This is a genomic window from Rikenella microfusus DSM 15922, from assembly GCF_000427365.1.
GTDB classification, from domain to species: Bacteria; Bacteroidota; Bacteroidia; order Bacteroidales; family Rikenellaceae; genus Rikenella; species Rikenella microfusus.
On sequence record NZ_KE386488.1, the window covers coordinates 1,602,242 to 1,620,159 of the forward strand.

Annotated in this window: 15 protein-coding genes and 1 tRNA gene; 9 read left to right on the plus strand and 7 right to left on the minus strand. The window is 57.7% G+C overall.

The window, feature by feature from the left end; genetic code table 11:
• Positions 1-14: 14 nt before the first annotated feature.
• The 5 genes from RIKMI_RS0107735 to RIKMI_RS0107755 form a co-directional block, all read right to left on the minus strand.
• Complete coding sequence (locus RIKMI_RS0107735; protein ID WP_037292361.1) at positions 15-740, minus strand: ComF family protein; 726 nt, start codon at positions 738-740, stop codon at positions 15-17.
• Positions 741-1,197: 457 nt separating this feature from the next.
• On the minus strand, positions 1,198-1,704 hold the full coding sequence (locus RIKMI_RS14335; protein ID WP_147288495.1) for a hypothetical protein: 507 nt from the start codon (positions 1,702-1,704) through the stop codon (positions 1,198-1,200).
• A gap of 10 nt (positions 1,705-1,714) precedes the next feature.
• Positions 1,715-2,308 carry an LEA/WHy family protein gene (locus RIKMI_RS0107745; RefSeq protein WP_027291141.1) on the minus strand — a complete coding sequence of 198 codons (594 nt, stop codon included), beginning with the start codon at positions 2,306-2,308 and terminating at the stop codon, positions 1,715-1,717.
• Positions 2,305-3,033 carry a bifunctional demethylmenaquinone methyltransferase/2-methoxy-6-polyprenyl-1,4-benzoquinol methylase UbiE gene (gene ubiE, locus RIKMI_RS0107750; RefSeq protein ID WP_027291142.1) on the minus strand — a complete coding sequence of 243 codons (729 nt, stop codon included), beginning with the start codon at positions 3,031-3,033 and terminating at the stop codon, positions 2,305-2,307. The genes RIKMI_RS0107745 and ubiE overlap by 4 nt, the downstream gene beginning before the upstream one ends.
• The gene (locus RIKMI_RS0107755) at positions 3,030-4,292 is read right to left on the minus strand and encodes an ABC transporter permease (RefSeq protein ID WP_027291143.1); all 1,263 of its coding nucleotides are present in this window, start codon (positions 4,290-4,292) and stop codon (positions 3,030-3,032) included. The genes ubiE and RIKMI_RS0107755 overlap by 4 nt, the downstream gene beginning before the upstream one ends.
• A 78-nt stretch (positions 4,293-4,370) precedes the next feature.
• Between RIKMI_RS0107755 and RIKMI_RS0107760 the strand changes: the two genes are divergently transcribed.
• Positions 4,371-4,446: transfer RNA gene (locus RIKMI_RS0107760), tRNA-His, on the plus strand.
• 79 nt (positions 4,447-4,525) lie between these two features.
• On the opposite strand, the gene RIKMI_RS0107765 is transcribed toward RIKMI_RS0107760, so the two are convergent.
• A complete protein-coding gene (locus RIKMI_RS0107765) occupies positions 4,526-4,954 on the minus strand; it encodes an Hsp20/alpha crystallin family protein (RefSeq protein WP_027291144.1) in 429 nt (142 codons plus the stop codon).
• Positions 4,955-5,154: 200 nt separating this feature from the next.
• On the opposite strand from RIKMI_RS0107765, the gene RIKMI_RS0107770 reads away from it, so the two are divergent.
• Positions 5,155-6,234 carry a hypothetical protein gene (locus RIKMI_RS0107770; protein WP_027291145.1) on the plus strand — a complete coding sequence of 360 codons (1,080 nt, stop codon included), beginning with the start codon at positions 5,155-5,157 and terminating at the stop codon, positions 6,232-6,234.
• A gap of 297 nt (positions 6,235-6,531) precedes the next feature.
• Complete coding sequence (locus tag RIKMI_RS13445; protein WP_051214425.1) at positions 6,532-9,057, plus strand: zinc-dependent metalloprotease; 2,526 nt, start codon at positions 6,532-6,534, stop codon at positions 9,055-9,057.
• 312 nt (positions 9,058-9,369) lie between these two features.
• Here RIKMI_RS13445 and RIKMI_RS0107780 read toward each other — a convergent pair whose 3' ends face one another.
• A complete protein-coding gene (locus RIKMI_RS0107780) occupies positions 9,370-11,457 on the minus strand; it encodes a cation:proton antiporter (protein WP_051214426.1) in 2,088 nt (695 codons plus the stop codon).
• 593 nt (positions 11,458-12,050) lie between these two features.
• Between RIKMI_RS0107780 and RIKMI_RS0107785 the strand changes: the two genes are divergently transcribed.
• The 6 genes from RIKMI_RS0107785 (at position 12,051) to RIKMI_RS0107810 (ending at position 17,815) form a co-directional block, all read left to right on the plus strand.
• Positions 12,051-12,911, plus strand: a complete 861-nt coding sequence (locus RIKMI_RS0107785; RefSeq protein ID WP_027291147.1) for a bifunctional methionine sulfoxide reductase B/A protein — start codon at positions 12,051-12,053, stop codon at positions 12,909-12,911.
• Positions 12,912-13,399: 488 nt separating this feature from the next.
• The gene (gene rplU / locus RIKMI_RS0107790) at positions 13,400-13,711 is read left to right on the plus strand and encodes a 50S ribosomal protein L21 (RefSeq protein WP_027291148.1); all 312 of its coding nucleotides are present in this window, start codon (positions 13,400-13,402) and stop codon (positions 13,709-13,711) included.
• Positions 13,712-13,766: 55 nt separating this feature from the next.
• Complete coding sequence (gene rpmA, locus RIKMI_RS0107795; RefSeq protein WP_027291149.1) at positions 13,767-14,027, plus strand: 50S ribosomal protein L27; 261 nt, start codon at positions 13,767-13,769, stop codon at positions 14,025-14,027.
• 157 nt (positions 14,028-14,184) lie between these two features.
• A complete protein-coding gene (serS, locus tag RIKMI_RS0107800; protein ID WP_027291150.1) occupies positions 14,185-15,465 on the plus strand; it encodes a serine--tRNA ligase in 1,281 nt (426 codons plus the stop codon).
• Positions 15,466-15,879: 414 nt separating this feature from the next.
• Positions 15,880-16,209 carry a DUF4286 family protein gene (locus RIKMI_RS0107805; RefSeq protein ID WP_027291151.1) on the plus strand — a complete coding sequence of 110 codons (330 nt, stop codon included), beginning with the start codon at positions 15,880-15,882 and terminating at the stop codon, positions 16,207-16,209.
• A 10-nt stretch (positions 16,210-16,219) separates the two neighbouring features.
• A complete protein-coding gene (locus RIKMI_RS0107810) occupies positions 16,220-17,815 on the plus strand; it encodes a glycoside hydrolase family 31 protein (protein WP_027291152.1) in 1,596 nt (531 codons plus the stop codon).
• Positions 17,816-17,918 lie beyond the last annotated feature (103 nt).

Genomic DNA, 17,918 nt, shown 5'->3' on the forward strand with positions numbered 1-17,918 from the left:
GAGGGGCAAGCCGTTTATTCTCTCAGGTATTTGCGGACGACGGCCAGCGTGACGACGCTGATCTGCGTATCCGGCAATGCCGCGGCGATCGCTTCCGCGCAGGCCGAAACGGTGGCGCCCGTGGTCAGCACGTCGTCCACCAGCAGGATATGTTTCCCCCGCAACCGTTCGGGCCTGCGGAGACGGAACGCCCCCGCCACGTTTTTGCGGCGGGCGTCCGCATCGCGGTGCCGGGCCTGGGTACGTGTCCGCCGGACACGTTTCAGCGACCGGAAATCGCAGGGAATACCCAAACTCCGGCCGAGACCGACGCAAATCTCTTCGGCCTGGTTGTAACCCCGGCGCATCCGTTTGCTCCAGTGCAGCGGAACGGGTACCAACACGTCTACGTCGTCGTAAAGGGAGGATTCGCGCAGCTCCCGGCCGAACATGGCTCCCAGCGCCACGGCGATATCCCGCCGCCCGCCGTATTTGAGCGCATGGATCATCGTCCGGTAACCGCTTTCATGCCGGAAATAGAGCAGGGCCGAAGCATGTCTCAGGTTTGGAAACTGTTTGCGGAGCATCGCCGCGGCAGGATTTTCTTCCGCCCTCCAGAAGCCGGTCAGCGGCATGTCCCAGCGACAGGAGAGGCAAATCGTGCGTTCGCCCTTGCCGAGCGCATTTCCGCACACCGGGCATACCGACGGGAAAAGCTGGTCGGCCAGCCAGCGGAAAAGAGCCGGAAACCACTGTTTCAAAACGGATCGGTATTTTTGAGGGTAAGGTTTTTCCTGAGACCGGGCGTCTCCTCCGTCGGACCCGCTTCGCGGATTCGGACGCGACGGGCGCGGAGCCGAAAAAACGGATGCGGTGTAAAAATAGTACGGCAATATCTTTCGGGGCTTATGCTTTATAAGGATCCCGGTCTCCGATGCTCCGGCATGCGTCCCCGGCTTGCCCGCGACCGGGCCGACCGTTCGGAAAACCGGGACAAACCTAATGGGGATACTTCCGAACCCGGTTATACATTTCGATATGCCGATTCGTTTTTGTGGATACTTTCTCGACTCGCGCCGGACCCTCCGGGTCTTTTGCCCGGGTTTGCACCGCCTCATGCCGGCCGGCGCTGAGCCGACCGGGGAAGTCCGCATCCTAATATATCGATGTATATAATCGGGCTTACGAAACAGACAGTATGTATTTACCCTTATCGGGTCAGAACCCCCCTTCGGCCGGGAGTACCGCGGCTACGCTGTCGGCCGCTGCGCCCACCGGGTTCGAGAGCAGGTCCGTAACCGGCATCTTCTCTTCGCGGACGATAACCGAAGTGGGGAATATCTCCCGCACCCGCCCCAACAGCATCGAAGCCTCGTTCATGTCCACGCAGTAGCCGACCATCGTCTTGAATGTCGGATTGGCGTAGATCACTTCGCCCGGTATGCCCGGAAAATGTTCCTTGAACTTCGCCAACGCCTCGTTGTTCAGACTGCGCCCGTTCTGGGTGTTATCGAAAAAGATGCAGATGCGGTAACCCGTCGTTTCGTCGCCGCGCGGCGCGGTCCGCAGCCCTGCGGCGACGTCGCTGTCGTTCGTCACGACGATTTTGGCTCCGGTCGTCGCGTCCGGTACGCGCAGCCGTGCCGTACGGGTGCTCACCCGATCCTGCGCTCCCGCGCAAAAAGCGGTCAGCGCCAGCAAAAAGAAAAAGAGAGTTGTTCTCATATCCCTATCGTCAATACGATTTGTAACTTATCCGGCCGAGCCATTCGGCTGCTTTCCTGTCGAGCCTGCGGTCGAAACGCACGGTCTGCGACCGTAGCGGGCTGCCCGCCACGATATTCAGCGAACCGGTTATCCGCAGCGCCGGCCGGCGAATGCGGCGTTCCTGCCCCGGGGAGAGCATTTTCAGCCAGGAACCGATGCCTTCCACGGCAAAACGCACCCGCACGGGCACCTCTACCCGTTGCATCCCGCTACCTACGACCGTCGAACGCGTCAGCATCGCGCTTCCTATCGTTCGCCCGTTCAGTTTCAGGTCGATGCGTCCGCTATCAAAGATAACGTTTTTTTTGTTCCCGTTGTACAGCGAGACCGCCACCGTCCCCTCGGCAAAACCGAATCCCGTCCGCTGCGGACGGAACTCCTCCACCCGTTCTATCCGCAGCCGGGTCAGCGCCTTGCTCCCCGAACAAGCCGCCAGCAGCAGCGGCAGGACGACGCCGAGCAACAGTCCGAAACGCCGCAGTCGCAGCGCCGCACCGGCGGTTCCGGCTCTTCGGCCCCGGCGGAACCGGGAAGCGGTCGTATGGTTTACGATGTGCGTCATGGTTTATCTGCCGTGTATATCGTGGCGATACCCCCCATCAGCACTTCCGATTGCGGCGCGGCGAAACCCGCCTCGGACAGCAGCGTGCGGAACCGTTCCCCGTAGGGGAACTCTCCGACGGATTCCGGCAGGTAGGTGTAGGCCCGCGCGTCTTTCGATACGATCCGTCCGATCCCCGGCAGGATATGCCGGAAATAGAACCGGTACAGTCTGCCCAGGGCATTGCGCTGCGAAGGCATCGAAAATTCGAGGATATAGACCCGTCCGCCGGGACGCAGCACGCGGTACATCTCGGCGAGGCCCCGGGGCAGATTTTCGAAGTTGCGCACGCCGAAACCGCACGTCACGGCCCCGAACGACGCGTCCGCGAACGGAAGCCGTTCGGCGTCCCCTTCCAGCATCGGGAACTCCCGGCCCGGGAACCGTGCCGCCACCTTTTCCCGTCCGATCCTCAGCATCCTGGGGGAAAGATCCACGCCTGTCAATGCGGCTGCGGGCAAGGCGCGGCCCACGGCGATGGCAAGGTCGCCCGTGCCCGTGGCGACGTCCAGAACGCTCTCCGGCGACTGTCGGAGGATCATCTTCACGACTCTGGCCCGCCACCTGCGGTCGATGTTCATCGACAACAGGTGGTTCAGCAGGTCGTAACGCCGGGCGATGGAGTCGAACATGTCGCGGACCTGTTCCTTTTTGCCGGCCGGATTTTCGTTGTGCGGTTTTATCATTGGAATCGGATCGATTTGTCGGGTGCGATGCGGGCGACGATCGCCGTGGGCAGCGCCATCGCGAGGGTGACGACCGCCAGCGTGCCCGCGTTCAGACATACGACCTGCCACCACTCCACCCGTACCGGTACGGCCGCCATCATGTAGCTTTCCGGATCGAGGGTCACGACCCCCGTATATTGCTGCACGAGGCAGAGAACCAGGCCTGTCAGATTGCCCCACAGCAGGCCCCGCAGGGTGATGCGGACCGAACGGAGCACGAAAATGCGTTGCAGCACGGCATTGCGCATACCCAGTGCCTTGAGGATGCCGATCGTCCGCGTCTGTTCCAGCACTACGATCAGCACGCCGGAGGACATATTGACCACCGCGACGGTCAGCATGATGACGATCACGATGGCGGTATTCAGCCCCAGCATTCGGAGCCAGTCGAATATCTGCGGATAACGGTCGCCGACCGTCGAAATGTCCAGCTCTCCGTTCCTTTCGGCCGGTTCCGGAGCGCCCCAGCCGTCGAGGACGGCGGCCGGATGCAGCGTTTCCGCCAGCAGCGAGGCCGTCCGGTCGGGATCGGCATCGGGCGACAGGGCGATTTCATACCCTCCGATGAGTTCCCGGCCCCAGCCGCTGATTCGCTGCACGACGCCCAGGTCGCCGATGACGGTCATCCGGTCGAACTCTTCCATGCCGCTGTCGTAGATTCCCGCCACGCGGAGCCGGTCGCGCCGCGGCGATTCGCCGCCCACGAAGAGCACTTCGAACTTGTCGCCGAGCCGTAAACGCATCGAACGGCACAACGCCCGCGAGACGACCGCTTCGCGGTTACGGGCGGTATCCGTATAGGTCGGGATGCGGCCGGCGATCATCTGCCGGTGGAGGAAAGAGGTGTCGGTTTCCGGGGCGAATCCTTTGAGCACGATGCCCCGGATGGCGCTGTCGCCGCGGATGATGCCCGCTTTGGCGGCGAACCGCTGCACGTGGGCCACGCCGTCCGTCGAACGGATTTCATCGGCCAGCAGGGAGTCGTAAACGACCGGGAGGGTTTCGTAGGAATTGCCGCTGCCGCGGGCCGTGAGCTGGATATCGGACGCGAAACCGGACACTTTTCCGGCGACCGTGCTCCGGAAACCGTTTACCACGCCCAGCGCGACCAGCATGACGGCCACGCTCACGGCCACGCAGAGCGTGGCCACCCGCAGCATGATGCCGGCTTTGCGTCCGCCGCCCAGTCGCCGGGCTATGAAGGTTTCGAGGATCAAACGGTCGGAATTTTTCGATTCCCGCAAAAGTAATTCATTTTTTTTGGAAGTTCGGAAAAGTGTTGTACTTTTGTCCCCGGTGGATGTAGTTCAGTTGGTCAGAACGCTTGATTGTGGTTCAAGAGGTCGTCGGTTCGAGCCCGATCTTCCACCCTCGGGAAAATGAGAAAGGCCCGCTGCGTATGCGCAGCGGGCCTTTCTTCGTTCGTTACCGTCCGAAAAAGAGGGGAAGGTTACCGGATGGCGATCTCTTTGGCGGCGGGAACCCGTTCTTCCTCTTTCCGTTTCGGGATGTCTATGGTCAGCACCCCGTTTTCGACTTTGGCGCCGATCCGTTCCTTGTCGATATTTTCCGGCAGGATCATGCTCTGCTGGAAGTGCGAGTAGTAGAATTCGCGCCGCAGATAACGGCCTTCCTCTTTTTCCTCTTTGTTTTCGGAACTTTTGTCCATCGTGACGATCAGTTGGTTGTCGTCTTCGATCCGGATCTTGAAATCGTCTTTGGTCAGCCCCGGAGCGGCCACTTCGACTTCGTACCGGTCTTCGGTCTCGCGGATGTTGATGGCCGGCGAGTTGCTGTTGGCTTTGGCGAGCCATTCGTTGCCGAAGAAATCGTTGAAAATCGACGGCAGCCAGTTCTGTGATCTTTTAGCAGGTATCATAATAGTTTATAAATTTAGGTTAAACTTCTTGCGTCCAGGTTCTTTGCGGGACCTGCGACCGCAGTATTCACTGCAAAGGACATGCCAGCCGCCCGAAGAGACGTTATGGCAGCGTTCGGATGTCAGTTTGTCAGTAATAATATGTCGGATTAATGCGTACCTTTGGGCGGTTGATGACGATATATTAATAACAGACGACGATGTTCAGAAAAACGGCGCTTATCGTACTGGCGGGTTGCATGTCGGTCGCGATGGGGGAAAAGGCGTGGGCGAAAGCCGATTCGACGGGTACGGTGAAGTTCGATTACGATATACGGTTGGGGGCTTTTCTCGACAACGGGGAATACAATTCGAATTACAAGGCGCCGCAAACCCTGTCGGGGGCTTACGTGACTCCGGCGGTGGGGTTGCGCTTCGGCGGCGGACACCGGATCATGACGGGGATCAGTTTCCTGCAACAGTTCGGGCAAAAACCGTTCGGGGAGACGCCCGATTTTCTGGCGTACTACAACTACACGGGGCGGGTGTTCAACGGGTTCGGCGGGCTGTTGCCGCGGGCCGAGATGAAGGGTTATTATTCGCGGGCGCTGTTTTCGGATTCGGTGGGTTATTTCAAACACACGCTGGCGGGCGCTTTGTTGCAGTGGGAAGGCGAGCGGGGAGGAATCGAGGCCTTTTTCGACTGGAATTCGGAGGATATCAAAACGGGCAAGGAGTCGTTCATGGCAGGGCTGGCGGGACGGCTGAACCTGGGACGGCGGGGACTGTTCAATGTAGGGCTGGCGGGCTATATGTACCACTATCGGATCGGGGACAAGGCGGTGAGTGCGGGCGAGGCGCCGAATTTTCTGGTGGATAACGTGATGTATCATGTTTACGGGGGGATCGACCTGGGAGGAATCACGGCGCTGGATGTGCTGTCGCTGGACGTGGGGATCGTGGGGTCTCTGTCTCGCGGACGTATCGAGGTGGGGAATGCGGGAGGATGGACGCCCCGCGCGGGATTCCATGCGCGGTTCAATCTGGAATGGCACGGCTGGGGTATCGAGGATACTTTTTTCGCGGGCAAGGGGCTGATGCCGCTGTGGGATGTGTATGGCTCGCAGGTGTACTGGGGCGATGCGTTCTACAATGCGCCGGTCTATAACCGCACGGACCTCTATTGGTCGAAAACGCTGGCGGAACGCTTGTCGATCCGTGCGGCGCTGGTGTTCCACCAAACGGCCGGAGGACTGGACTTCTGCCAGCAGGCGTCGCTCCTGGTCCATCTATGGAAGTGATTTTCAAACCGTACTCTTATATAGCAGGCTCAAACCCGGAGCCAACGAGGAGAGGGACAGTGATAACCTCTGCGAAGTACCCGGTCGGAGCACCTCTGCGTCTGCCTCCCTTGTCAGGAACTGCGCGCCTGACGAAATCCTGCAAAAATAGCAGAAGCTATTTTTGCAAAATTTCGTCTTTTATGCATGGTGCGCGAGTTTGAGGCGACTGCGCTCCCGCGCGGGGACGCGTGCCCACGCCGGGCTGACAAAACGAAGTTTTGTCGTAATTTTATCGAAACCATAAACATAAATTATATGAACAAGATCTGGATCGTGGCCCTGGCCGCAATGATCGGTACCGGGCCGTTGGGAGCAGCGTACGGGGCCGAGTCCTCTGCCAAAGCGAAGACCGAGCAAACGGCAGGCAGGAAAGCCGTTAAAGCGAAGAAAAGCAAGAGAGGCAAAAAATCCGCAGCCGATACCACGGCGAAGAAACCCGCTCCGGCCAAAGGAAGCATCGAAGCGGTAATCAAGCCCGGCGCCAAGCGGACCGACGGGCTTTTCACCGTCATCGAGCAGGAAGGGAAATACTACTTTCTGATCCCCGCCTCGCTGATGGGGCGCGACATGCTCGTCGTGAACCGCATCTCGAAAGCCGCCGCCGATATGCGGCAGGGTTTCTTCGGCTACGCCGGCGACCCCATCGGCGAGAACATGATCCGCCTGCGGCAGTCGCCCGACGGGAAAAAACTCTTTATCGAAAACGTCTCCACCCGCGAGATGCCGCGCGACACCGCCGGCGACATGTACCAGGCCGTGGTCCGTTCCAACATGCAGCCGATCGTCACCTCGTTCGAAATCAAAGGCACCAACAAGGCGAAAGACTCCCTGCTGGTAGACGCGACCGACTTTATCGGCGGCGACACCGAACTGACCGGTTTCGACAACGCCTACAAACTCAACCTGAATATCGGAGGATTCCAGAAAGACAAATCCTATATCGTCGGAGTCAAAGCCTTTCCGGAAAACATCGAGATGAAAAGCGCACGCAGCTACGTCATCACCCCCAAGAGCAGCTTCCCCGGTTACAAACCCAGTCCGATGCCCGCGACCTACGAAATCAACAGCTCGCTGATCCTGCTGCCCGAAACGCCGATGCAGCCGCGTTATTTCGACCCGCGCGTCGGGTTCTTCACCAACGACTATATCGACTACGACAAGAATCCGCAGGGGATTAAAGACATCCGGATGATCACCCGTTGGCGGCTGGAACCGAAACCCGAAGACATGGAGGCTTATAAATGCGGCGAACTGGTCGAACCCGCCAAGCCGATCGTCTTCTACATCGACCCCGCCACCCCGAAAAAGTGGGTGCCCTACCTGATCGCCGGGGTGAACGACTGGCAGGCGGCTTTCGAACAGGCCGGATTCAAAAACGCCATCGTCGGCAAAGTGGCTCCGACCCCGGAAGAAGATTCCACATGGAGCCTCGAAGACGCCCGCTATTCGGCCATCGTCTATATGCCCTCGAACGTGGCCAACGCCATGGGGCCGCATGTGAGCGACCCGCGCACGGGCGAAATCCTGGAAAGCCATATCCATTGGTACCACAACGTGATGCAGTTGCTGCGAAACTGGTATATGATCCAGGCGGCGCCGAGCGATACGGGTGCCCGGAAGATGGTCTTCGACGACGCGTTGATGGGCGATCTGATCCGTTTCGTATCTTCGCACGAAGTGGGCCATACGCTGGGGCTGAGGCATAATTACGGTTCCTCGGCCATGACTCCGGTGGACAGCCTGCGCAGCGCGTCGTTCCTCGAAAAGAACGGCCACACCGCTTCGATCATGGACTACGCCCGGTTCAATTACGTAGCCCAGCCCGAAGACCATATCCGCCGCGAGCTGCTCTATCCGCGGATCGGCGACTACGACAAATGGGCGATCGAGTGGGGCTACCGCCGTTTCCCGGACCTGACCACGCCCGAAGCCGAGGCCGACACGCTCAACAAATGGATTATCGCCCGGCTGCAAAATCCGCGCCTGTGGTTCGGAACCGAAACCAATCCGAACGATCCGCGCGAACAGAACGAAGACTTGGGCGACAACCAGATGAAATCCAATGAATTGGGGATCAAAAACCTGAAATTCGTACTGGCCGGCATTCCGGAATGGACGCGCACGTCGAACGAGGGGTACGATAATCTGGAGGATTTATATAAAGAGGTGATGATGCAGTTCATCCGCTATAACGGCCACGTGGCCAAATGGGTCGGCGGTATCTACGAAACGCCGAGGACGGTGGAACAGGCGGGGCCGGTATATGCGTATGTGGAAAAAGCCAAACAGAAAGAGGCGATGGCTTTCCTCGACCGCCATCTGTTCACCACCCCGACATGGCTGATCGATGAAAACATCAACGGCAAGATCGGAACGAGCGGCCCGGAAGCGATCCTGACGGTACAACGCGCCGGATTGAACGCCCTGCTCAGTACCCGGGTATTGCTCAACCTGACCAAAGCCGAATCGGCGCTGGGCCGGAACGCCTATACCGTGAACGACCTGTTCGGCGACCTGAACCGCAGCGTTTGGCGCGAACTTTCGACCGGGGCCGCGCCGGACGTTTACCGCCGGGGATTGCAGAATCTCTATGTGGATCGCCTGATCGCGTTGCTGCCCAAATCGGGGATGCCGATCCTGAGCGACGTGCCCGCCCGGGTAACTTACGAACTGCGGACGCTCCAGGGACGGTTGAAAACGGCCTCCGCGTCCGATCCGGCTGTCAAAGCCCACTACCAGTATCTCGTCAAAAAGATCGGCGATAAGCTCGATCCGAAATAAGTCCGCAACAGGACGTGTAAACGCCGGGGCCGTTCTCTTGTAAGGAGAGAACGGCCCCGGCGTTTACGGTCTTTCGATTATCATTTTTGAGCCGGCTGTTTCAGCAGGCATTTTCCGGCTCGCACTATTCCTCCTTTCTCCCGCCCAAAGAACCCCGGCCGGGGTACCCGGCAGCACCGCGCAGCCGTAAAAGAATCTCTCCGATACGTTCGGCAAAACGCAATCTATGCACACACTCCGATGTAATACCGACCTAAACGCCGGTGTTTCGGACACTGCGGCCTGCGTATATCCGCCGCGGGCGGTGCGTTCCTACTTCTTCAGAATACGCGACAGGGTCGTGTCGCGGTAACGCTTTTTGATATCGTCGATCATCGACTGCACGTCGTCCGGCGTAACAAGCCCTTCATGAAGCATTTGGGCCACCGTCGCCTTTTCATTGCTGATCAGCATGCGTACGGTTTTCTGGGTGATCGCCAAGCGGTACGAATTGGGGTAATGTTCCGCGATCATGTCCATGATCGACTGGCTTTCGTCTATGTTTTTCCGGACCTCTCCGCGCAGTATTTCCAATTTCCGTATATCCTCGTTACCGAACGATCCCGAAGCCTCCAACTCGTCCAGCAGCGTCATTGAAGTACGCTGGGCATGGATCAGCCCCCGGGCGACGTCGTACACGGCCACGAATGTCGAGGAGTGGTGCCGGTCCACCCATCGGTAAAGTACCTCCCGCGACCGTTTTTTCCACCTCAGGTACAGCGGCAGTTTGGGCAGCTCCAGCAATTTGGCACGTTCGCACAGCGGCCGTTTCCCGTCCGCGTCGTACAGCTCCTCGACGGCGGTCAGCAAACGCCGCAACGAATCCGACGATACGATCCCTTTCTCGTACAACTGCCAATAGCGCGTCCGTTCCTTGTCCAGTATCCGCAGCCGGATGTCCGCCATCAGGTCCTGGGTCTGCACCGGGCCGACGGGCGCAGCCTCGGGTACCGGCAGGAAAGTCGCGACTTTGTCCCAGTCCGCCGCCTGCAACGCCTCGTTCTGTTGCAGTTCGCGATAGTATTTTTCGGCGTTGTCGCACAATTGTTTGTGGATCGTATAATTCAGGTAGGTCTTGGCCGACGACACACGGGTGAGGCCCAGCCTGCGCAGCAGCCATCCGATGGTCGTGGCATTGACTGTCAGGGTCAGCGTCACGATCCCGGCCGTCAGGAACAGCACCTGCTGCCGCACGGCTTCCGGAATAGGCAGCGTGTAGGAGACCATCAGGGCCAGCGTCAGCCCCAGCGCCCCGCGCAGACCGCCCCAGCAGAGGATCACCGCTTCGCGTTTGGAAAGCCCGTATCCCGACCGCTTCATCACGGGATAGAAGATCGCGATCATCGCCATCCGTATGAGGTTGATACCTGTATAAACCAGTACCAACACGACGAAATCCATCAGGGTCGCCTGGACCTGTAATGCGATCACCACCCCTACAAGTATGAAAATCAACGTATTGGCCATATAAGTAGCCAATTCCCAAAATTCCTGCATAAAGCGGTTCACGTCCGGGGCGATTCTCGGCCGCCCGTAATAGGCGATCACCACGCCGTATCCGACCAGCGCGATGACTCCCGAAACGTCCAAATAGCTTTGCGCCAGGAAAAATGTCAGGTAGGCCGAAACCAGAATGGCGCTGTTCTGCATGATCGCGTCGCTCTGGCTCCGGGTGATGAACCACAGGCAGAGCCAGCCGAACACGACTCCGAGCAGCACGCCGCCCAACACTACGTAAATGAATTCGGTTACCGGCGTGTCCACCCCTCCCGCCGCAGTAAAGGTGCCGAAAAAGAGCATGAACAGCACGATGCCCGTACCGTCGTTGAGCATCGATTCGGCGTCCACCAGCGTCGAGAACCGCTTGCTCACCCCCAATTCCCGGAGCAGGGCCACTACCGCCACCGGGTCGGTCGCGCTGATCAGCGCGCCGAACATCAGGGCGTGCGTCCAGTCCCACTGGGCATAGTCCGGGGCGAAGAGGCTGACGCCCATCATCAGCAGGCCGGTCAGGAACATGGCTACCACCATCCCCGGCACCGAGAGCAGCGTGGCGTTGAACAAGGTCTTGCGGAAAATATGGGCATCCAGTTCGTAGGCCGCGTCGAAAATCAGGATGGGCAGGAAAAGGTAGAGGATCAGGTCGGGATTGATATTGCCCGCGAAATCGATCGATGCTTTGAAGACCGATCCGTCGGCATATACGCCGGCACGGTCCAGCAGGCCGATGATCAGCCCGAATGCGAACAACCCTACCGTATAGGGCAGGACGGTGCGTTTGAGTCCGTATTTGAGAATGGCTCCGGCCACCAGCGAGACGATCACGAAGACCAGCGGGGCTAACAATTCCATTGAATCCATAGGCTTATCCGGTTTGGGACGGTAAATGGCAAAATTACCAATTTTTCCGGTCGATGTCCGCAAAATACGGTTTATTTATCGGACGTATTCCGATTCGGTTTGTTCCGGTATTCCGGATGGCCGGTTCGGTCGCAGGCAAACCCGCCGGATTGCGCGTCGGGGCATCGAAGGCCGGGAACTCTATTAGAGCACAAATCTCATTGGGCTATTCCCGTTACCCGATTATATACTTTGGCTATACCGACTGTTTTTTCCAGCGTTTTTTGATCCTTTCGACAGAGAAAACTCCGGGCCGGAGTGGTCCGTCGGGGCTTTTGCCAGGGGGAGCCATACTCGATTCAGGCGGCGTCGCGGAGCCGATAGCGGAAAATTATCGCCGAACAAGTCCGGCATACTGGGGCATATAATCGGGTTCCGTTATTTTTCCATATCCGGAAAATAATATTCAATACCGGGCATGTTTTTTGCGTTTTATAAATGAAATGGGAAAAACCGTTAATTTTATGCGCCGCGCCGGGAAACTCCGGCTGATCGTGCGGAGGATTCCGGTGCTCGCCGTGTTGTCGGCGGTCGGCGCCGCAAATGCACAAAATATGAAAAAGGAACTGACGCCCGAAGAAAAAAGGGTGATGATCGACAAAGGTACCGAACGGCCTTTTACGGGCAAATACTACGACTTCAAAGAGAAAGGGACTTATGTCTGCAAGCAGTGCGGCGCGCCGCTCTACCGGTCGGAAGACAAGTTCGATTCGGGCTGCGGCTGGCCGAGTTTCGACGACGAGATTCCGGGGGCGGTCAAACGCAGCGTGGACGCCGACGGGCATCGGACGGAGATCGCTTGCGCCCGATGCGGCGCCCATTTGGGGCATGTCTTTACGGGCGAGGGCTTTACGGAGAAAAATACGCGCCATTGCGTGAACTCTGTCTCGATGGATTTCATTCCTGCGGAAAGGGCTGAACCGGCGGCGCGGAAAACGGCGGAGGCGATCTTCGCCGGAGGTTGTTTCTGGGGCGTGGAGCACATGATGCAGAAGCAGCCGGGCGTGCTTTCGGTGGTTTCGGGGTATATCGGCGGTACGGTCGATCGGCCGACTTACGAGCAGGTATGCACGAAAAAAACGGGACATGCCGAAGCGGTGAAAGTGACTTACGATCCTTCCGTAACGGATTACGAAACGTTGGCGAAACTCTTTTTCGAGATTCACGATCCGACGCAGGAGGACGGCCAGGGGCCTGATTTGGGGCCGCAGTACCGGTCGGAAATTTTTTATCTGACGCCGGAGCAAAAGGCTGTAGCCGAAAAACTGATCGCACGGCTCAGGGCCAAAGGTTACGGGGTGGTGACGAAAGTGACTCCGGCGACGACGTTCTGGCCGGCGGAGAATTATCATCAGGATTATTACGAACGTAAGGGTACGGAGCCGTACTGTCATGCCTACACCAAAAGATTCTGATTCCGGCCGCTATGCGGACAAATAACTGTACGGATAAATATTCGGGCCGGACGCTCGGGAGGGCTCGGGTAGTTACAGCCCGGCCCGAGTACCGAGCGGCACCGGGCCTCCTGTGGGGAGGCCTCCGGCTCGCCCGCTGACGCGGAAACTTGTTTTTAACTGTACGGTTATTTATCCGCGTAGCGGTCAGCCCGGAGCCACCCCCGGCGCAGGGCTGCAACCTGCGGTCGCACCCTCGCTGGCTCCGGAATTGGGCCTGCAAATTAATCGTACAATTAAATATTCCTGATCTTTCCCTCCTGTTCGTTCATCGGGTAGAGGCTGCAAACCCGGGGAATCGCATACCCGGCGGTTCTTTATCTGCTTTTTTGCCCGGTTCCAGAATAAAACCATGTGTCGTTGCCTGAATTAAATCGTCCGGTTTTGCGGGATATCGAAAAAGTTTTTACCTTTGCGGTTCAAAACACCTAACAACAAGCGAAACGAATATGTACGCTATCGTAGAAATTGCAGGTCAGCAATTCAAAGTTGAAAAAGGTCGCAAGCTGTATGTTCACCGTCTCGCTGACGCGGAAGGCGCCGGCGTGAGCTTCGACAAAGTCCTGCTAATTGACAATGACGGAAAGGTTGCAGTTGGCGCACCTACGGTAAAAGACGCCAAAGTGGAAGCCACTGTGCTGAAACACCTCAAAGACGATAAAGTCATCGTCTTCAAGAAGAAACGCCGCAAAGGCTACCAGAAACAGAACGGGCACCGCCAGTGCCTGACCCAGATCGAAATCAAAGACATCATTGCTTAATTTCGAGGGGGGAAATCCATTCTGTCAGTTGAAAACGCTTAAAAAGTAAAAGACAATGGCACATAAGAAAGGTGTAGGTAGTTCGAAGAACGGCCGTGAATCCGAAAGCAAACGTCTGGGCGTCAAATTGTTCGGCGGCCAGGTGGCCAAAGCCGGCAACATTATCGTGCGGCAGCGCGGCACGGTACACAATCCGGGCGAAAACGTAGGGATGGGCAAAGACCACACCCTGTTCGCACTGGTGGACGGTACCGTATGCTTCAAGAAGAAAGCGGAAGGCAAGTCGTTCGTATCGGTGGTCCCGATTGCGGAATAACGGCTGCCGGGCGCATCCCGGCATACAGACTTCAGAGGGCTGGTTTTCTCCGCAGAGGGAAAACCGGCCTCTTTTTTTGCAAAAAAACGTAACTTTGAAAATTCCGCGCCGCCTGTTGCCGGCCCGAAAAACAGGATGAGATAAATACGAGAATACAATGCTGACACTGAAACAGATCCGGGACGAACGCGAACAAACCGTCGCCCGTTTGGCCAAAAAAGGGGTGGATGCCGCTCCGATAATAGACAGAATCGTCGCGCTGGATGATCGCCGTAAAGCGATCCAGCAGCAACTGGACGGCAACCTGTCCGAACAGAACAAGATCGCCAAAGAGATCGGCGGTCTGTTCAAATCCGGAAAAACCGACGAGGCCAATGCCTTGAAAGAAAAGGTCGCCGGGCTGAAGGAGCAGTCCAAAGCGCTCGAAACGGAACAGGCGGATGTGATCTCCGAAATGGAGTCCCTGATCGTGACCCTTCCGAACCGTCCGGCGGAGATCGTGCCGGAAGGAAAAACGGCCGAAGACAACCTTGTGGTCAAAATGGGAGGGCCGGAGGCCCGGCAGCTCAAAGGAGAAGGCATCCTGCCGCATTGGGAACTGGCCAAAAAATACGACATCATCGATTTCGAACTGGGGAACAAACTCACCGGGGCTGGCTTCCCGGTCTATAAAGGCAAAGGAGCCCGGTTGCAGCGGGCGCTCATCAACTTTTTCCTGGATATAAATACGGCCGCCGGTTTCCTGGAGGTGGAACCTCCGATCATGGTGAACGAGGCTTCGGGATTCGGGACGGGGCAGTTGCCGGACAAGGAAGGGCAGATGTACCACGCTACGGTGGACAATTTCTACCTGATCCCGACGGCGGAGGTGCCGGTGACCAATATTTTCCGCGATGAAATCGTGGACGAGAAACAGCTTCCGATCCGGATGACGGCTTATACGCCGTGTTTCCGGCGCGAGGCGGGGTCGTACGGGAAGGATGTGCGGGGATTGAACCGTCTGCATCAGTTCGACAAGGTGGAGATCGTGCAGGTGGCTCATCCGTCGGATTCTTACGAAAGGCTGGACGAAATGGTGGCCCATGTGGAGGGGATCGTGCAGAAGCTGGGACTGCCGTACCGTATCCTGCGTCTGTGCGGAGGAGATATGAGCTTTACGAGTGCGCTGACTTACGATTTCGAGGTGTACAGCGAGGCGCAGGACAAATGGCTGGAGGTATCTTCGGTCTCTAATTTCGAGTCGTTCCAGGCGAACCGGCTGAAACTCCGGTTCCGCAATGCGGAGACGAAGAAAACGGAGCTGGCGCACACGCTGAACGGCAGCTCGCTGGCGTTGCCGCGTATCGTGGCGGCACTCTTGGAAAATAACCAGACGCCGGAAGGTATCGTCATCCCGGAAGCACTCAGACCCTATACCGGCTTCGATATCATTAAATAGTTCGTTTATTTCGTACTGTTTAGGTTTGAGGGTACTGTTCTCTTTGTGAACAACCGACGCTGCCAGCGAGTGTAGAGCGGGCTTGCACGCTTTACCGAGCGGCGAGGAGGAAAACAAGCGCAGCGCAGTTAGTGAGAACCAGAAAAACTTTTTGAGATGCTAGCGCATCTCCTGAGCCTGTCGGATGACTTATCCTTTGACGATTTGTTTTGTAAGGACAGGGGGCCGTTTCTGTATTTGCATGAATGCCCCCTGTCCTTACAAAACAAAAAACACAGTGCCAAGGGGCATCGACAAACTGAGACGTCGCAAACCTGCTCGAAAGTTTCTTTGGTTCTTTCTTTTCAAAGAAAGAACGGTTGCCTCAAATCTCAAGTACCGAAATAAACGAACGATTGAAAAGGTAATGAAGTGATGTATATTGTAAATACCTCTTTTATGGTCGAGCCGCCCGTACACGAGCGGTGGTACGACCTGTTCGTCCATAAGTTCATGCCCTATCTGCGTGAAGCGGGGTTCGGAGAGAGCGCCGACGGAGGACAGCGCCGGATTCTTTTTACCCGAGTGCTGACCGACAGCGGAGATCCCCATTACACCTACTCCCTGCAAGTCGAAGTGCCCGACACCGCCGAATACCGGCGGTTCATGCAGGATGTCATGGGCGAATACAGCGCCATTGCCGCGCCTCTGTTCGGCGAGCAGGCGTTGCATTTCACCTCGTTGCTCAAAAAAATAGATATTTGACTCCATGCTTATGAAAAGTTCCGGAAAGATCGTAACCCTTTTGTCCGCCGCCCTGCTGTCCGCCGGCACGGCCCTCGCGCAGCAGAAAATCCCCGTGCTCGACGGCGAAAAATGGTGGGGAGCCTTCACCGCGAAAGGTTCCGAAATGCCCATAGCGGCCCCCGTAAAAGGGCTGCAGCCCCTCAGCAAACACAGCTTCAACAACCAGAACGTCCCGTTCCTCGTGTCCAATTACGGTCGGTATATCTGGAGCGACGGCGGGTTCGACTATCGGTTCGACGGCGACGCATTCACCATCGAGAACGCCGTCAGTCCGGTTACGGTCACCAAAGCCGGCAAGAACCTCCGCGAGGCCTTCATCCTGGCCGCCCACGACCGCTTTCCCGCCGACGGGACACTGCCCCCCGAACTTTTCTTCAGCGTGCCCCAGTACAACACCTGGATCGAATTGCAGTACGACCAAAACCAGCAGGACATCGAAAAATATGCCGACGACATACTGGCCAACGGCTTTCCGGCAGGCATCCTGATGGTGGACGACAACTGGCAGCGCTATTACGGCAACTTCGATTTCAAGGCCGAACGCTTCGACGATCCGAAAGCGATGATCGACCGGTTGCACGCCAAAGGATTCAAGATCATGCTCTGGATATCGCCTTTCGTCAGCCCCGACAGCCCCGAATTCCGGGAACTGGAAGAAAAAGGATACCTCATCCGCGAGAAAGGCACCCGGAACGCCGCTGTTATCCGGTGGTGGAACGGGTACAGCGCGTGCTACGACCTGACCAATCCCGACGCATTCGCGCACCTGCTCGCGCAACTCCGAAGCACGCAGGAGAAATACGGCGTGGACGGTTTCAAATTCGACGCCGGCGACCTGAATTATTATCACCCGGCGCAGCAGGATTACTACGACACGACGGCATTGGCCACCGACCATTGCATGAAATGGGCGGAACTGGGACTGCACTTTCCCTATAACGAATACCGGGCCGGATGGAAAATGCAGGGCAAGCCCCTCGTGCAGCGGCTGGGGGATAAGGCCTATTCGTGGCATGACCTGAGACTGCTGGTGCCGGAGATGGTGAACGCGGGGCTGATGGGCTACGCCTACACCTGTCCCGACATGATCGGCGGCGGGCAGGTCGGTTCGTTCCGTAATCTGGACCAGACCAAGATCGACCAGGACCTGGTCGTCCGTTCGGCGCAACTCCACGCGTTGATGCCTATGATGCAATTTTCCGTGGCCCCCTGGCGGGTGCTGGACAAAGAGCATCTCGGCTATTGCCTCGCCGCCGCGCGGCTGCACGAAAAGATGGCGCCTTATATCATCGAGACGGCGAAACATGCCGCCGAGACGGGCGAACCGATCGTCCGCCACATGGAATACATGTATCCGAACAAAGGATTTTCTGACTGTCGGGACCAATACATGCTGGGGGCGAAATACCTCGTCGCCCCGATCCTGACCCCGGACGGCAAGCGGACGGTGCGTCTGCCGCGCGGAGTCTGGGTGGACGACCTCGGCCAGAAGTTCAAAGGGCCGCTGGTCATGGAAATCTCCGCTCCGGTCGGGCGTATCCCTTATTACGAACTGAAACGGTAACCATCATGAAGAGAGGCGGATTCCCGCCTCTCTTCGTTTTTCGGGGCCGTCTGTCAGAATGGCAGACGGCCCTTTTTGGCAAGGAGTTTGTATCTCTTGTCCC

Bases quoted from the DNA above. Each gene is read 5' to 3' on its own strand.
- RIKMI_RS14335 (WP_147288495.1), bottom strand. From the start codon at position 1,704: ATGAGAACAACTCTCTTTTTCTTTTTGCTGGCGCTGACCGCTTTTTGC.
- RIKMI_RS0107745 (WP_027291141.1), bottom strand. From the start codon at position 2,308: ATGACGCACATCGTAAACCATACGACCGCTTCCCGGTTCCGCCGGGGC.
- ubiE (WP_027291142.1), bottom strand. From the start codon at position 3,033: ATGATAAAACCGCACAACGAAAATCCGGCCGGCAAAAAGGAACAGGTC.
- RIKMI_RS0107765 (WP_027291144.1), bottom strand. From the start codon at position 4,954: ATGATACCTGCTAAAAGATCACAGAACTGGCTGCCGTCGATTTTCAAC.
- RIKMI_RS0107770 (WP_027291145.1), top strand. From the start codon at position 5,155: ATGTTCAGAAAAACGGCGCTTATCGTACTGGCGGGTTGCATGTCGGTC.
- RIKMI_RS13445 (WP_051214425.1), top strand. From the start codon at position 6,532: ATGAACAAGATCTGGATCGTGGCCCTGGCCGCAATGATCGGTACCGGG.
- RIKMI_RS0107780 (WP_051214426.1), bottom strand. From the start codon at position 11,457: ATGGATTCAATGGAATTGTTAGCCCCGCTGGTCTTCGTGATCGTCTCG.
- RIKMI_RS0107785 (WP_027291147.1), top strand. From the start codon at position 12,051: ATGAAAAAGGAACTGACGCCCGAAGAAAAAAGGGTGATGATCGACAAA.
- rplU (WP_027291148.1), top strand. From the start codon at position 13,400: ATGTACGCTATCGTAGAAATTGCAGGTCAGCAATTCAAAGTTGAAAAA.
- rpmA (WP_027291149.1), top strand. From the start codon at position 13,767: ATGGCACATAAGAAAGGTGTAGGTAGTTCGAAGAACGGCCGTGAATCC.
- serS (WP_027291150.1), top strand. From the start codon at position 14,185: ATGCTGACACTGAAACAGATCCGGGACGAACGCGAACAAACCGTCGCC.
- RIKMI_RS0107805 (WP_027291151.1), top strand. From the start codon at position 15,880: ATGTATATTGTAAATACCTCTTTTATGGTCGAGCCGCCCGTACACGAG.
- RIKMI_RS0107810 (WP_027291152.1), top strand. From the start codon at position 16,220: ATGAAAAGTTCCGGAAAGATCGTAACCCTTTTGTCCGCCGCCCTGCTG.